The organism is Pedobacter sp. ASV12, from assembly GCF_016429155.1.
Lineage (GTDB): Bacteria > Bacteroidota > Bacteroidia > Sphingobacteriales > Sphingobacteriaceae > Pedobacter.
The window spans coordinates 1-15382 of record NZ_JAELUC010000006.1 but is presented as its reverse complement, the minus strand read 5'-3'; the positions used below and the strand labels follow the sequence as shown (position 1 = coordinate 15382).

Annotated in this window: 14 protein-coding genes; 7 read left to right on the top strand and 7 right to left on the bottom strand. The window is 44.5% G+C overall.

Annotation, left to right across the window (positions count from 1 at the left end; genetic code table 11):
* The first annotated feature begins 203 nt into the window (after positions 1-203).
* From JHD69_RS03280 to JHD69_RS03250, 7 genes are all read left to right on the top strand, one after another.
* On the top strand, positions 204-2615 hold the full coding sequence (locus JHD69_RS03280; protein ID WP_199137390.1) for an outer membrane beta-barrel family protein: 2412 nt from the start codon (positions 204-206) through the stop codon (positions 2613-2615).
* 146 nt (positions 2616-2761) lie between these two features.
* Entirely contained in the window at positions 2762-3934 is a 1173-nt protein-coding gene (locus JHD69_RS03275) for an ankyrin repeat domain-containing protein (protein WP_199137388.1), read from the top strand.
* A gap of 17 nt (positions 3935-3951) precedes the next feature.
* A complete protein-coding gene (locus JHD69_RS03270; protein ID WP_233165662.1) occupies positions 3952-5289 on the top strand; it encodes an ankyrin repeat domain-containing protein in 1338 nt (445 codons plus the stop codon).
* A gap of 24 nt (positions 5290-5313) precedes the next feature.
* On the top strand, positions 5314-6072 hold the full coding sequence (locus JHD69_RS03265) for a DUF72 domain-containing protein (RefSeq protein WP_199137384.1): 759 nt from the start codon (positions 5314-5316) through the stop codon (positions 6070-6072).
* Positions 6073-6143: 71 nt separating this feature from the next.
* Positions 6144-7055 (top strand): ABC transporter ATP-binding protein, encoded by a 912-nt coding sequence (locus JHD69_RS03260; protein WP_199137382.1) that lies wholly within the window; start codon positions 6144-6146, stop codon positions 7053-7055.
* Positions 7048-8385 (top strand): ABC transporter permease, encoded by a 1338-nt coding sequence (locus JHD69_RS03255; RefSeq protein ID WP_199137380.1) that lies wholly within the window; start codon positions 7048-7050, stop codon positions 8383-8385. The genes JHD69_RS03260 and JHD69_RS03255 overlap by 8 nt, the downstream gene beginning before the upstream one ends.
* A 120-nt stretch (positions 8386-8505) precedes the next feature.
* Positions 8506-9414 carry a Ppx/GppA phosphatase family protein gene (locus tag JHD69_RS03250; RefSeq protein WP_199137378.1) on the top strand — a complete coding sequence of 303 codons (909 nt, stop codon included), beginning with the start codon at positions 8506-8508 and terminating at the stop codon, positions 9412-9414.
* A 68-nt stretch (positions 9415-9482) separates the two neighbouring features.
* On the opposite strand, the gene JHD69_RS03245 is transcribed toward JHD69_RS03250, so the two are convergent.
* The 7 genes from JHD69_RS03245 to JHD69_RS03215 form a co-directional block, all read right to left on the bottom strand.
* Positions 9483-10055, bottom strand: a complete 573-nt coding sequence (locus JHD69_RS03245; protein ID WP_199137376.1) for a Maf family protein — start codon at positions 10053-10055, stop codon at positions 9483-9485.
* 97 nt (positions 10056-10152) lie between these two features.
* Positions 10153-10563: a hypothetical protein gene (locus JHD69_RS03240; protein ID WP_199137374.1), complete on the bottom strand. Its 411-nt coding sequence runs from the start codon at positions 10561-10563 to the stop codon at positions 10153-10155.
* Between the two features lie 153 nt (positions 10564-10716).
* A complete protein-coding gene (locus tag JHD69_RS03235) occupies positions 10717-11244 on the bottom strand; it encodes a KdsC family phosphatase (protein ID WP_199137372.1) in 528 nt (175 codons plus the stop codon).
* A gap of 107 nt (positions 11245-11351) precedes the next feature.
* Positions 11352-11594, bottom strand: a complete 243-nt coding sequence (gene iscX / locus JHD69_RS03230; protein ID WP_199137370.1) for a Fe-S cluster assembly protein IscX — start codon at positions 11592-11594, stop codon at positions 11352-11354.
* A gap of 68 nt (positions 11595-11662) precedes the next feature.
* On the bottom strand, positions 11663-11995 hold the full coding sequence (locus JHD69_RS03225) for a 2Fe-2S iron-sulfur cluster-binding protein (protein ID WP_199137368.1): 333 nt from the start codon (positions 11993-11995) through the stop codon (positions 11663-11665).
* A gap of 40 nt (positions 11996-12035) precedes the next feature.
* Positions 12036-12800 (bottom strand): Rossmann-like and DUF2520 domain-containing protein, encoded by a 765-nt coding sequence (locus JHD69_RS03220; RefSeq protein WP_199137366.1) that lies wholly within the window; start codon positions 12798-12800, stop codon positions 12036-12038.
* A 67-nt stretch (positions 12801-12867) separates the two neighbouring features.
* Positions 12868-15342 carry a heme lyase CcmF/NrfE family subunit gene (locus tag JHD69_RS03215; RefSeq protein WP_199137364.1) on the bottom strand — a complete coding sequence of 825 codons (2475 nt, stop codon included), beginning with the start codon at positions 15340-15342 and terminating at the stop codon, positions 12868-12870.
* Between the last annotated feature and the right edge of the window lie 40 nt (positions 15343-15382).

The following is a 15382-nucleotide window of genomic DNA, read 5'->3' as shown; positions in this document are numbered from 1 at the left end:
CTATAAAAAGCTTTGCCAACGCCATAGTTTCTTATGCCAATCTGGCTATAAATTATCCCAACACCTGCTTTTTAAGGACAAACCCGCTGAATGGCGAAAAATCGGGTTGGGATAATATTTTAAGGGGTTCGTATCATTTAATTGAGCATAAAGGCAGTTTTATCAACCTTTGGACAACAAAAAAGACACGCAATTTCAACATCATGAGTACATTTCTTAAATCAATCCTCGCATTATCCATATTCTTCGCCTTTAACCAGGCCAAGGCACAAACCTTTAAAGTAAGCGGCACCGTGTTAGACCAAAGCAAAAAGCAGGCTTTGGATTATGCTTCGGTTACGCTGATCCACCTGCCCGATTCGGTTGCCCTGCTTCAGGCCACCAACCCGCAAGGTGCATATGAGTTTAAATCGGTTAAACCGGGAAGTTATGTGGTGAAAGCTTTGATGATGGGCTTTGACAAAACTTCTTCGGCTGTTTTTGAAGTAAAAGATGCCGATGTCAAACTGCCCAACATCCTACTGGCCCACCGTACACAAAACCTTAAGGAAATTAACATCGTATCGAAAATGCCGGTTATCGACCAAAAAGCCGACCGAACCATTGTAAACGTCGAAAAGATGAATACCGCTGGCGACAATGCCCTCGAAGTACTGAGCCGTGCCCCAGGCATTAAGCTCGACAAAGATGAAAACCTCATTTTAAAGGGCAAACAAAACGTAACTGTTATGATTGATGGCAAGCTAAGCTATATGAGCGGCAGCGAACTGAATACCTACCTCAAATCGCTGCCCGGCGAAGTCATCAGCAAGATAGAGCTTATTTCTAATCCTCCAGCTTCTTTTGATGCGGCCGGCACAGGTGGTTTCATCAACATTAAACTGAAAAGAAACAGGATGCAGGGCATGAACGGAAGCTTGTCGTTGGGTGGTGGCTACGGCAAATACGAAAAAATAAACGGAGGCCTCAACCTCAACTACAACATCGGAAAAATAAGCAGCTATGCCCGCTTTAACGCAGGTCGATACAACTCGTTTAACCGCCTGACCCTTAACCGTACCATTGGCAACGAGCAATATAACCAGGTAAATTACTGGCACCCGATAACCGACAGCAGAAACTACGCGGCCGGTACCGATTACTTTATTAACGATAAGCATACGGTTGGTGTCATGTTTAAAGGCTTCAGCTCGCCAGACGAAACCGACGTTACCAGCAATTCGCCCAACTACAATGCCCAAGGTGTTAAGTTAGGTTCGGTGGCCATGCACAGTCCGCAAAAGAACAAAACCGGCAATTATGCCCTCAATTTCAATTACCGTTTTAAAATAGACACCGTGGGAAAGGAATTGGGTTTTGATGCCGACTACGTGCATTACAACAGCAACCAGGCCCAAAGTTTTCAAAACAGTTACTACAACGCCACCGACCAGCTCATAGGCGTACCCATCAATTTGCGCAACGCCAGCGATGGCGACATCTCGATCTATGCCTTAAAAATGGATTATGTTCATCCATTTAACAAAACCCTGAAAATGGAGGCTGGATGGAAAAGCAGCTGGGTTGATGCCAGCAGCAATGTGCGCTTCGATTCGCTTAAAACAGCCGGGTGGATCAACGACCCAAAGCGCACCAATCTTTTCCAATACAAAGAAAATATCAATGCGGCCTATGTTTCGCTCAACCAATCGTTCAGTAAAATAGACCTTAAAGTAGGGTTTAGGGTAGAACAGACTTTGGGTGATGGAGTTTCTACGGGCACAAATGTCCTCATCGATCGCAAATATTGGAAATTATTCCCCAACGTAGCGGCTTCGATCAAAGCCACCGAAAACAACCAGCTTGTACTGTCGTATCGCAAAAGCATCAATCGCCCGTCATACAACAGCCTTAATCCTTTTACCTTTTATTCTGATCCTTACACGGCCTTGCAAGGCAATCCGTTGCTGCAGCCTTCTTATTCGAACAATTTCGAATTCAATTACAGCTTTAAAAACATGCGCCTGCTCACCGTGAGCTATGCCACTACCAAAGGTGCGGTTTCTGAAGTGATCTATCAGAACAGCACTACAAAAGAAAGCATTACCCGTGGCGAAAACCTGAACAACCAAACCAGTTGGTACTTTGCAACCGGCTCGCCTTTTGATGTGGTGAAGTGGTGGAACAACAATACCGAAATTTCGGCTTCGTTTGACAAAACGACCTCGCAGGTACAAGGTACGGGCTTTGACGCTGCGAAATGGAGCTGGGCGGTAAGTTCAGACAACAACTTTACCCTGCCCAAAGACTATGTGATCGGCATTTATGCCTATTACCAATCGCCATCGGTGTCTGGTCTTTTCCGCAACCTCGAAGCTTATGCGATTAACGTGGGGGTAAAGAAAACTTTTTGGCGAAAAAACGCTACACTTTCGCTCAAGCTAAACGATGTTTTCGCCACCGGAAAATTCAGGGCTTTGCTACAGTACAACAATGTAAACACCTATTGGCAAAACGAATGGGAAAACCGCAAATTATCATTGAATTTCAGCTACAAATTTGGCAATATGAAGATCAAAACAGCCCGCAGCCGTAAAACCGGAACCAGCGAAGAAGAAGGACGCGTAGGTAACTAATCGATTATATATAACTCCCTCAATCCTCTTTATTTAACCATAAAGGGGATTTTTTGCTTTGTGCCACTGGAAAACGACCGAAAATCGCTAATAGCTTAAAATCTTGGTATAGATATTGAATTAGGCTAACCAGATCAATACTACCTATGTTACAGGAACAACTCCAATCGGCAAACTATAGCGAAGCATTAGCGGCTTTGGCCAATGGCGAAAAACTGTCCAACACGTTACAGGATTTCCAGAAACAACAACTCATCGATCAGTTGCTGAGCGACAGGCAGTTTGACATTTTGCTTTGCCTGGTTAAAGACAATACCCTGGAAAAAGACATTTACGAGTACAGCAGCTTTAACCGGAGTATTTTTGAAAGCATGGTACGCTACCTGCCTGATGATGAAGCTTCGATGGCATTTTTTGAAGTGTTTTGCACGCAACTCGATAACCTTAACGACGAGATAGAAGCTCAAACCCTGTTGGGCTATTTCTTCGAAAACAGGGCTTCCATTGCCAAAATAAAGGTGCTTTTGGCCACTGGAGCTGATATCAATTTCAAGAATAACGCCACAGAAAACTTCATTCATCAGGTCGTAAAAACGTACGCCACAAATCCAGCGCTTTCTTTGGCCTACCTCGAGCTTTTAATAGCCGAGGGCGTAGATGTAGATGCGCCGAACATCGTACAAAAAACACCGCTTATTACTGCTATCGAGTTTAACCGACCGCAGTACATCGATTTGTTGCTAGCAAACGGTGCCGATGTAAACCAGCTCGACAAAGACGGCAACAGCTCTTTTTATTATGCCGTAGCGCAACAGTTTAACCTCGAGCTTTACCAAAAGCTGCGCAACTACGGGATGCCGCAATTCGACATCCTGAATAAAAAAGGGGTATCGCTTTTGTTCGAGTACATCAATATGCTTAATCATCCCTCCACAAAAGAGACTGAACTATTGGCCCAACTCATTGCCGATGGAGCAGACTTATACCAAAACAGTATTTATTATGGTTCGGAAACCAGCCCAGCAGACCTGCTTGCCGCAAAAAGCACAGAACTGCTGCAAACCGTGCTCAACAGTGGCGCCCTGCAGGTAAACCGGCAAGACGAAAACGGCAATACTTTGCTGCACAAGGTCTGCGCCTATAACGTTAATTATGAAACGGAAAAGGCAAAAGACACCTACAGAAAAGCTAAACTATTGCTCGAGCATGGTGCAGATGCAAGTTTGACCAACAACAAAGACCAAACGGCGCTCATGCTGGCTACCGACGATAACCTTAAAATAAAGACTGTTGAGTTACTCATGAAGTTAACCATTTAATTTTTGACCCCATGTCAATGTCATTTATTCTCGCTTGCGAGGGAGGAAAAAGAAAAATAGCCGAGCTTTTATTGGCTAACAACGAAGTAGAGGTTGCCTATACCGATGAAAAAGGCAGAACCGGCTTGCATTATGCCGCCCATCACGGTTTTTTAGACCTCGTTAAAGCATTGATTGCCGCTGGTGCCGACCTCGATTATGAAGACCATGCCGGCGAAACACCATTTTATTTTGCCTGTCTGCAAAAGCAAAAACAAACCGCCCTGCATTTGTTGGCCCAAGGCGCCAAAACCGATATTAAAGATTACAACGGCAATAGCCTGTTGCATCTTACCGCCCAAACCGGACAAATAGAAATCTTCGAAAAGCTTTTAGAAGCTGGTTTAGATGGCAATGCCGAAAACAACGACGCCGAAACGCCTTTAATGATTGCCACCAATTGGCGCAACAAGCCAATTGTAGAACTGTTGCTGCACAACGGTGCCAATGTAAACGCAACCAACCAACAGGGCAATTCGCCTTTGCTATACGCCGTTAAAGCGAAAAACATGCCGTTGGTGGAGTTGTTGCTCAACAATGGAGCCGAGGTAAACCAGGTAAACCATGCGGGTGTATCGGCCCTGCTCATTGCCTGCTACGACATGAACCGCATGCTGACCAAACTACTGGTAGACCATGGTGCCGATGTATTTACTGCTGCAAAAGATGGCCTCTCGCCTATTTGGTACGCCTGTGCCCATAACCAAAAGGATGTGGTAGAGCTGTTCTTGAACCATGGCATAGACGTCAATTATGCCAAACCATTAACCGGAGCCGACAGTGGCATGGGTACTTATCTCAGTTGGGTAGAAACGGCCAGCAACCTTTCGGCCGCCAACAATTTTGTGTTCGATTACAGCTATGGCGGCGAAAGACTATTGCACGTGGCTTCAAAAAACGGACACCTCAGTATGGTTAAGCTATTGCTAAACCAACAGGCCGATATCAATGCACAAGACGAAAGCGGCAACACCGCTTTGCACTATGCCGCGGCGAATGGCAAAAAAGATATTGTAAAATACCTGCTCGAGAACAATGCCGATGCTTCGCTCATTAACGTGAAAGAGCAAAAAGCCATTGATTATTCGAACATCAAAGGCCTGAACGAGATTACCGAATTGCTCATCAAATTCGGGCCAGCCCATGCAAGCAACAACATAAGCAACAGTTTTACGCCACCAGTGCCTCTTGCCGATCTGGCCACGATGGGGGCAAAGAAACAAGCTTTGCTTAATTTGAAGGAATTATTAGATGCCGGCATCTTGTCGCAGGCCGAGTTTGACGAAGAAAAAACCAAAATTCTAAAAAGTAGCTAAGCCACCAACCGAACTTTCTGCGCCGTGAGCTGTTTAAATGGTATGGATTGGCGCATTGGCTGTTCGGGTTTTTACTACAAGGAGTGGAAAGAAATTTTCTACACCAAAGGCTTGGCGCAAAAAAATTGGTTTCCTTTTTATGGTAGGCATTTCAACACCATAGAAATCAATTCTACTTTTTACAGAATGCCTACCGCCCATGCCTTTGCCAAATGGTATGTTGAAAGTCCACCCGATTTCCTGTTTACCATTAAAGCGCCTCGCTTAATTACGCACTATAAACAATTAAACGACTGCCAATCGCTATTAAACGATTTTTACGAAGCCGTACATCAAGGCCTAAAAGAAAAACTGGGTTGCGTGCTTTTTCAATTTCCTCCAAAATTCGATTTTACCGAACAGCGTTTGTTGCTTTTGCTCGAGCTGCTGCACCCCGCTTTTACCAACGTAGTCGAATTTAGGCATGCCTCTTGGTGGCAAGCCACCGTGTATGAGCAATTGGCCAGCAGATCGATTATTTTTAGCGGACAGAGCTACCCCAGCCAACTTCCCGAAGAGCTGGTCAAAAACAATGCGATCCTTTACTACCGTTTTCATGGCAAGCCCATATTATACAAATCAACCTATCCCCTAACGGCAATCGAAAAGCTGGTTGAACAAATGCCGCCAACAACCGAACGGGCATTTATCTATTTTAACAATACCTGGGGCAACGGGGCCTTAACCAATGCCAAGCAATTGCAAAAGCTAACCCATTCATTGCCAACTTTAGCTATTTCTTAGCTGATTTTCTTCAGCTCGTAACATTTCTTGGCATTCTTCATCTTATATTTACTAAAAACTAAACATCGAAAATGCTAAGCGTAAAAAATATTGTTAAACAATATGCCACGCACCGCGCCCTAGACCATGTAAGCCTTGAAATAGAACGGGGCAAAATATTTGGTCTGCTAGGCCCTAATGGTGCAGGAAAAACATCACTCATCAGGATTATTACCCAAATAACCGCGCCAGACAGTGGCGAAGTGCTTTTTAATGGCCAGCGTTTAAATGCCGACCATATTGCACAGATCGGCTATTTGCCCGAAGAACGTGGCCTCTATAAAAAAATGGAGATTGGCGAGCAGGTATTGTACCTCTCGAAATTAAAGGGCCTGAGCACCGCCGAGGCCACCAAGCGGATCAAATTTTGGTTCGAAAAACTGGATATGGCCAGCTGGTGGAACAAAAAAGTGGAAGATTTGAGCAAGGGCATGCAACAAAAGGTGCAATTTGTGGCAACGGTATTGCACCAGCCCGAGTTGATTATCCTCGACGAGCCCTTCTCTGGTTTCGACCCGGTAAATGCCGACATCATCAAAAACGAAATCCTCGAACTGAACAAACAAGGCGCTACCTTTATCTTCTCTACGCACCGCATGGAAAGCGTAGAAGAACTGTGCGACAACATTGCACTGATCCACCGCTCGCAAAAAATATTGGACGGCGCGGTTGACGAAATCAAGAGCAGCTACCGCAACAATACTTATTGGGTTGAATACGAAGGCGATTACGATGCCTCAAATGCCAAGAATATATTCGAGGTACTGCAAACCGAAACCGTAAAAAACAAAACCCTGATCAAGGTACAGTTGCAAAAAGACAGGACTGCCAACGAGGTTTTGGCTACCCTGTTGCCTCATGTTTCCATTAGTCGACTGGATGAGGTTATCCCAACCATGAATGATATTTTTATTGAAAAAGTGAAAGGAAAAGCACATGAATAAGGTTCTACTCATCATACGCAGAGAATATTTGTCGAGGGTAAAGAAAAAGTCGTTCATCCTCATGACCTTTCTCACTCCCCTGCTTATTGCAGGCATTTATGGCCTCATCGGTTATTTTACGTATAAAGGCATCAGCGATACACATGATAAAGTTGCCGTTATCAGCCAAAACAAAACACTGACCGAGAAACTGGCGAGCGACAAAAACATTAGCTATGTGTACGAGAACAAGTCGCTGGAACAGATGAAGAAATCGCTCAAAAACTCAGACTACGACTATATCCTCTACCTGCCCGAATTTAGCTTAAAAGAGCCAAAGAACATCGAACTGTTTGGCGCCAAGCAAGCGGGTTTATCGTTAAGCAACCGCATTTCGGGCGATATCGAAGAATTGATACGCAACCAGAAACTGAAAGAATCGGGCATTGCGCAAAGCGATTTAGACCAGCTGAAAACTTCTGTTGATATTTCGACCAAAAAAATCGCCGAAACCGGCCAAGAAGAAGAATCAAGCGCCGGCGCGAGCACGGTTATTGCCTTTATTGCCGGCGTGCTCATGTTCATGTTCATTATGCTTTATGGCGTGCAGGTAATGCGTGGCGTAATTGAAGAAAAAACCAGCAGAATTATCGAAGTCATGATTTCGTCGGTTAAGCCTTTTCAGCTCATGATGGGCAAGATTGTCGGCATTGCCTTGGTAGGCCTTACGCAGTTTGTTTTATGGATCGTACTTACTTTTACCATCAGTACCATTGCCGTAAGCGTTTTTGTAAACAAGGAAGATGTAAAAAAAATCGCAGCCTCTGCACAAAGCAATAGCCAGATTTCTACAGGTACGCAAGCCGCCAGCGTGGCGGCCGCACAAGGGCCAATGGCCGACGTACAGAAAAGCCTGGCAGGACTTGATTTTGGCAAGATTGTATCGGTATTCATTTTCTTCTTTTTGGGAGGCTACCTGTTTTACAGCGCGCTCTACGCCGCTATTGGCTCGGCTGTAGACAGCGAAACCGAAACCCAGCAGTTTATGATGCCCGTCATGCTGCCCCTGCTCTTGGGCTACGCCCTTTCACTGAGCGTAGTTACCAACGATCCCTACGGCAACGTGGCTTTCTGGCTTTCGATGATTCCATTTACCTCGCCTATTGCCATGGTAGTACGCATGCCTTATGGCGTATCGAATTGGGAGCTTATCCTGTCGATGGCTATTTTGGTGGTAGGATTTATAGGCACCGTTTGGATAGCCAGCCGGATTTATCGCGTAGGTATTTTAATGTATGGCAAAAAAACCACCTTTAAGGAAATGTTCAAGTGGTTTACCTATAGAAACTAAGCCCATTCGTTTGGTTTGCAGAGAGCGCCGGTTCAAAGAATCGGCGCTCTTTGTTTTTATGCCTTTAGCCATCGAAATTGCCGGCACATATTGTTAAATTAGCCCAATATTGCTGTGTAGATGAAAATAGCCGTTATCGACCTGGGTACAAACACCTTCCATTTGATCATTGCCGAGAACAACGGCAACCGACCGGAAGTTGTTTTCAAAACCAATAAGCCTGTTAAATTAGGCGAAGACATTACCAAAGCCAACCTGATTATTCCGGCCGCTTTTGAAAGGGGCATTGCCTGTTTAAAAGAGTTCAAGGCTATAGCCGATCAGTTTGAGGTAAGCCAGATCAAGGCCGTGGCTACTTCTGGCGTCCGCAGTGCCCAAAACGGAGCCGAATTTGTAAACGAAGCCAGAATAAAGGCAGGCATCCACATCGAAATCATTGACGGTGAACAGGAAGCCGCCTACATTTATGAAGGGGTAAAGTGGAGCGGAGCCATCGCAGGCAAATCGTTGGTTATGGATATTGGCGGTGGCAGTACCGAATTCATCCTCTGCAATAATGAAGAGGTCATCTGGAAAAAGAGCTACAATATTGGCGCCGCCCGCCTCATGCAACGTTTCTTTAAATCAGATCCCATTAACGAACACGACAAGCAGCTTATTTTAGTCCATTTAGCCGATAAACTTGGGGAGCTGAAAGCCATTTGCCAAGCGCACAACCCCCAAACCCTGATTGGTTCGGCAGGTGCCTTCGAAACCTTCGCAGGCATGATCGATCCGGCAATTGACATCGATCAAACGGCAACGGCAACCATTTCTTTGGAAGCCTACCGTAAGCTTGCGAATCAGCTTATTGGAGCAACGCACCAAGAAAGAGCCGATATGCCAGGGCTGATCCCTTTGCGGGTAGATATGATCGTGATGGCCTGTATATTGACCAATTATGTGATAGACGAGCTAGGCATTGCGAATCTGAAGCTATCAACCTATGATTTAAAAATGGGCGTTTTAGCTTCCTTATCGAATCAATAGCCTTAATAGGCTCGTGCTTTTTAATCGCATTGCTTTTTGCCTATGATCAATACTGGTTTCTCTACTGCCTAAACTCCCAATTTGGCTAACTCCCGGTAGAGTTTCTCTGTAGGCAACCCCATTACATTAGTGTATGATCCTTCAATTCGTTGTACCACAGCCACGCCATACCAATCTTGGATGCCATAGCTCCCGGCCTTGTCGAAGGGTTTAAAATTATCGATATAGAAATCGATTTCTTCGCTGGTGCTTTGCCGGCAATAAACTTCGGTAAGGTCGTAAAAAGACTGCAGGCCCTTTTCGCTGATGATGCTGACACCGGTATACACCTCGTGTCTTGAACCAGACAGTTTTTGCAACATTTCCTGAGCCTGTGCACGATCCTTGGGCTTGCCCAAAATCTCGCCGTTAATGGCTACGATGGTATCTGCTGTTACGACGATCTGGCCGGGCACCGCACCAAAGGCATTGGCTTTTTGTGTAGCAATGTAAACAGCAATTTCGGCCGGACTTAGCTCGGCTGGATAGCTTTCGTCAACCTCCTTAAGTTCTACGGTAAAATCGAGGCCCATCAAGTGCATCAGCTCTTGCCTGCGTGGCGATTTGGAAGCCAGAATGATCTTTTGCTGCTGTTTGTACATCTGCGGTAAATTTGCGCTAAAATAGCAAAATACATGGCCATTAAACAACAAAAGCGGCCATTATGCCGCTTTTGTTGTTGTAAATACTGTGGTTCAATTATTTACCGCCACCACCTTGCTGTCTTTCTTTCATCATTTTCTCTCTGGCTGCTTTAACTTCGTCTTGCCAAGCTTTGTAAGCTTTTTTCTGATCTTCGGTTAAGAATGCATTGATTTTGGTATCGGTTTCGGCAGTCATTTTTTGCATTTTTTCCATCATGGCTTGTCTGTCGCCGCCACCTTGCATTTCTTCGCGCATTTTTTTCTGAGCCTCTAAAGCTTCGGTATAAACAGCAGTAGCTTTTGTTTTTTGGTCGTCGGTTAATTTAACTTTCTCGTCCAATTGTTTTACCCTGTCTTCTGGGGTAGCCATCATACGTCTTTGACCACCCTGTCCTCCGCCTTGTTGTGCCTGAGCAAAAGTTACTACACTGAATAATAACCCGCAAATCATTACTAATTTTTTCATGTTTTTGTTTTTGTTTTAATTGTTTTGGGGCTATTGATCAGCCCATATGTTGTTTATGCTTTGTTAGAACATAAATCTATTACAAAGTTTAATCGCAATGCAGTAACTTAATTGTTGCAAATTCAACTCCTTAAAACACAAAGAAATAAAATTTTATTTGCTCGAATCGGAAGCCGAAGGTTTGGGGCCATGCCAATTGTGCTGTACTTTCAGCACTTTTTCAATAACATCCCTTACGGCAGCTTCGCCTCCCTTTTTGGGAGAGATGTAATGCGAGATTTGTTTGATTTCGTCTACGGCATCTATGGGGCAGGTAGCAATGCCCACCAGCTGCATCACTTCATGATCGGGCATGTCATCGCCCATGTACAGCACTTGTTCGGGTTTAATGCAATGCTGCTTTAAGTAATTCTGGAATACTTCTACCTTGTCGCCCACCCCCAAAAACACTTCGGCTACGCCCAAGCCTTCAAAACGTTGCTGCATAGCCAGACCTTTGCCTCCAGAGATGATGCAGATCTTATAGCCTTTTTTAGCTGCCAATTGCAGCGCATAGCCATCTTTGATGTTAAAAGAACGCAAAAGCTCACCCGATTCGGTGGCAATTACGGTTCCATCGGTCAAAACGCCATCAACATCAAAAACAAAGGTGGTGATATTTTTAAGGTTCTCTAGAAACATTTGAGTTGTAGGTTGTGAGTTATAGGTTATGAGTTTTGGGTCATAAGTTGTAAGGGCCATCATATCTTAAAGTACCTGCAACTGAAAACTCGTAACTGAGCATTTAATTACTGGTTATCTCTCCACTCGTAAACCCAGGCCGACTGGATCTGCTCCAAATGTCCTTCGTTGCATTCTTCGCGGGTTCCTTTAAAGTTGGGCAATTCCAATACCCATTCGATCAATTCGGTAAAACGGATACGGTAAATCCTGGCTTCGCCAAATTCATCGCCAAATTTCTCATAAAGCTCTTGGGCTATGTCTTCGTGGTCTTTCCAGTATATGGGCAATGCAAATTTATCGCTGTTCATAGTTATAGTCGTAAATATTAATGTTGGAAGCTTAAATCTTCAATCGTTAGTCTGTAATTATTAGTCGCTTAGTGTCCCAAAAATCCTGATTGGTCGGGGATGGTAATTTCTAGATCGCCGTCAATCACCACGCATTGGCAAGCCAATCTCGATGTAATTTTTGGCCTAACTGCCCTATCAATAAAGTCTTCCTCCTTGTCTGAAATTTCCTGGATGTTGTCCATGCCCTTGTTTACGTAGATATGGCAGGTGCTGCAGCCACAAACGCCGCCGCAGTTATGCTGCAGCTCTATTCCATTGTCGAGCACAACATCTAAAACGTCTTCTCCGGTTGCGATAGGCAATTCAACTGGTTCTTTGCCTTCTTCTTCAAAATTTATCTTTAATTTAAAAATACTCATAATTTAATTGCAAAAGTAAGGAGCTGAAACCGCAATCGCGCTATGATTTTGTTTTTTTAATGCTCTCACTTAATGTTCTATAGATTGCTAACAAATGTGGATGTTGCACCAGGAGCTCCTGATGCGCTTTTAAGGTCTGTTCGTCGTTTCTGATGGCAGGCCCGGTTTGTACGGCCAAAGGCGAAGCATGCTGCACCTTGGCGGCTGTTTCATTAATTAACGGACGCAGGATATCAAACTCCAATCCGTTGGCTTCCAAAAGCTGTTCGCCCAAGGCATAAAGATGGTTGGTAAAATTGCAGGCAAAAACGGCAGCCAAATGCAGGATTTTTCGCTTATCGCTGCCTACCTCCAATACACGCTTGCTCAGTTTAACGGCTACCTGCTTCAACAGTTGCATCGAAGCTTCGCTATTGGCTTCGAGACATAACGGAATATCGGCAAAATTTAAAGTCTTGCTTTTTGAGAAGGTCTGTAAAGGATAAAATACGCCGTAGCTTGAAAATTTGCCGGCGAATACGTCCATCGGCACCGCTCCGCAGGTATGGGCAACCAGTCCCTTAAAACCGGCCAGCTGCTCGGCAATGCCTGCTACGGCATCGTCTTTAACAGCGATTAAGCAAAGCGCAGCTTGTGGATCAACTTCGTCGAGCTTGGCAATGGGTTGCGCATTTACTAGATGGGCCAATTGAACGGCATTGGTGTAATGATAAGACCAAACCTGAGCCACATGCAGGCCGACCTCTTTTAAAGCGATGGCCAGGTGCGTAGCAACATTTCCGGAACCTATAATTACAATTTTCATGCAGCTCGTTTTAAAAAGTATCATGAGCTGCATGATGACTACAATTGCAAACCCATGATGGTGGTTGTTAGTTGGCTTTCAGCTCCTTCTTTCTCCTAAAGATAGAAATCAGGAAGCCGATGACCATGACGATGGTACCTACCCAGTACAAATTGATGTAAGGGAATTCGATTGATTTGAATACCAGCCAATCTTTGGCCTGTTGCGGTTTTTCGTAAACCATCAGTTCGAACTTGCCTTGGTCTGGCAATACTTTGGTAAACCTGAACCTCAAGCCCAATTCGTCTACTTTTCTGGCAAAATCGAACGTATTGTTGCCTTTCACCATAAACAACGGCTCGGTTTTATACACTTTGCCACTTACATTAATTTCTAAAGGCAGGCCAATAGCCAAATCGCCAGGGGCAATGGTCAGGTCTTTGACTACCGGATTACTGTTGATTGGTTTTACGGTAAGTATAGCACCATTGATATGTAGCGTATCGTTAACGCCCAAGGTTACAATGCGGGGCGCCTTGTAGTTTTCGTCTTCAGAATGGCCTTCGTGTTCGCCATGCTCTGATTTCTTCTCGGCGGCACTGGTAATGTGCGTATAAATGTCGGTGGTCAGGTAATGCTTGGTATCTGGCGAAGCAACCATTCCCATCTTGCCATTCTCTTGGATATTCGGGTTCAAATCGAAATCTTCTTTAACCTTTCCGGTTTTTTCGTCGATTTTTTTGAAGTTAATTCTATAATAGGTATTAGGCGCTATGGTCGTATCGCTGATGTAAGTAACGGTGTATTCGCCCATTTTCTTAGGCTCGTTCTTATACAGCATGATGTTTTCACCTGGCTTCTGGTTTTTTTCAAAATCCCTAACCGGAATAAACTTAGCTTCATTAACCGAAATCGGCTTACTGGTAGCCGCGGCCACCAACGCACCCAATAGCAAAATGGCAAAGCCAATATGCGCAATGGCCGAACCGATAAGCTTGCTGCCTTTGCCTACAAATGCGCCGGATAAAATCCTGGCATTGGAAAGCACGGCAAAAACACAGCTAAAGGTAAGCAACACATACATCAAGTTGGTATAAACATGGGTTAGCCACACAAAGCCTCCGGTAATGACCAAAGAAAATACAAATGATGAAATTAAACTACTGTAAAATTTGCGGGGATCGGTACGTTTGTATTTTAAGAACTGCGAAAAGCCCGAAATCAGGGTAATCAATACGGCAAAAGGTGCCTGCCATTGATTATAATATTGGATAGCTCCAACTTTAGGCGGTGCAAAATTGGTTCCGAAAGCCCTGTTAAATACAGGTACTGAGGTGGTAAAAATAATCTGCAAACAGGCAACGGTAAGCACCAATGCACCGATGAACATCCAAAACTCGCGAGAATAGGTTTCTTCGTCTTTATGCGTAATTGGCAATTCTTTCCAGCGGGTAACCACAAAATAAACTGCGATAACCAAGAAAATGACATTGTAGGCAATCAGGTGGCCAAACATGCCCAGATCGGTAAACGAGTGTACCGAAGTATCGCCCAAAATGCCACTACGGGTTAAGAACGAGGCGTAGAGCACCAGCAAGAAACTCACCAAAATCAATACCATGGCCGTAAAAAAGGCATGTCCGGTATTTTTATAGGCAATGAGTACGTGCACGCCTGCAATCAAGGTTAGCCAAGGAATGATAGAAGCATTTTCTACCGGATCCCAAGCCCAAAAACCACCAAAATTGAGTGCCTCATAAGCCCAGAATGACCCCATAATGATACCTGTTCCCAAAATCATAACGGCAAACAAAGTCCATGGCAATACGGGTTTAACCCATTCTTTATAGCGTCTTTGCCAAAGGGCAGCAATGCCATAGGCGAAAGGAACCACCATACTGGCAAAGCCTAAGAACAAGGTTGGCGGGTGGATCACCATCCAATAGTTCTGCAACAACGGATTTAAGCCGTTGCCGTCGGTGATAAACTTCAAATAGTTTTTATAGTTTTCTGGATCGTTGAAAACCATTGGCGCAAATTCCTTCAGGTTTTTGGCCTCTCTCAGCAAGATAAAAGGCGAACTGCCAAAGCGTTGTCCAAAAACCTCTACGCCCAACAGCATAGATGTTAATAAGGCCTGCGAAAAAGCCACCACGGTCATTACGCCATTTTCCCAGGTTCTGGCCTTCCAAATCAGGATGGCACCCAAAATAGACTGCCAAAAAGCCCAAAGCCAGAAACTGCCCTCCTGTCCTTCCCAGAATGCCGAGATGATGTAATAAACCGGCAGGGTTTTAGAAGAGTGCTGATAAACGTAATTATACTCGTAGTAATGATTTAAAATCAGGTAGAATAAAATCGAACCGATGCCGATTATGCTCACCAAGTTGGTTAAGAAAGCAATACGGCCTATTTTGGCCCAAGATTTGTCCTGAAGGTCCTTGTTTTTAACCGCAAAGAAATATGCAATTGCAGAGAGCAACGAAGAGGCAAACGCCAGCACAATAAAAAATTGGCCGATTTTGCCAGGCAGGAGATTCTCTCCAATAAATTGTATGTCCATTAAGATTTCTTGTATTGTTTTACCTGACCGTCCTTATTCA

Coding starts and splice junctions, on each gene's coding strand:
- JHD69_RS03245 (WP_199137376.1), bottom strand. CDS start 10,055: ATGTACAAACAGCAGCAAAAGATCATTCTGGCTTCCAAATCGCCACGC.
- JHD69_RS03275 (WP_199137388.1), top strand. CDS start 2,762: ATGTTACAGGAACAACTCCAATCGGCAAACTATAGCGAAGCATTAGCG.
- JHD69_RS03215 (WP_199137364.1), bottom strand. CDS start 15,342: ATGGACATACAATTTATTGGAGAGAATCTCCTGCCTGGCAAAATCGGC.
- JHD69_RS03270 (WP_233165662.1), top strand. CDS start 3,952: ATGTCATTTATTCTCGCTTGCGAGGGAGGAAAAAGAAAAATAGCCGAG.
- JHD69_RS03240 (WP_199137374.1), bottom strand. CDS start 10,563: ATGAAAAAATTAGTAATGATTTGCGGGTTATTATTCAGTGTAGTAACT.
- JHD69_RS03260 (WP_199137382.1), top strand. CDS start 6,144: ATGCTAAGCGTAAAAAATATTGTTAAACAATATGCCACGCACCGCGCC.
- JHD69_RS03280 (WP_199137390.1), top strand. CDS start 204: ATGAGTACATTTCTTAAATCAATCCTCGCATTATCCATATTCTTCGCC.
- JHD69_RS03255 (WP_199137380.1), top strand. CDS start 7,048: ATGAATAAGGTTCTACTCATCATACGCAGAGAATATTTGTCGAGGGTA.
- JHD69_RS03235 (WP_199137372.1), bottom strand. CDS start 11,244: ATGTTTCTAGAGAACCTTAAAAATATCACCACCTTTGTTTTTGATGTT.
- JHD69_RS03250 (WP_199137378.1), top strand. CDS start 8,506: ATGAAAATAGCCGTTATCGACCTGGGTACAAACACCTTCCATTTGATC.
- JHD69_RS03220 (WP_199137366.1), bottom strand. CDS start 12,800: ATGAAAATTGTAATTATAGGTTCCGGAAATGTTGCTACGCACCTGGCC.
- iscX (WP_199137370.1), bottom strand. CDS start 11,594: ATGAACAGCGATAAATTTGCATTGCCCATATACTGGAAAGACCACGAA.
- JHD69_RS03225 (WP_199137368.1), bottom strand. CDS start 11,995: ATGAGTATTTTTAAATTAAAGATAAATTTTGAAGAAGAAGGCAAAGAA.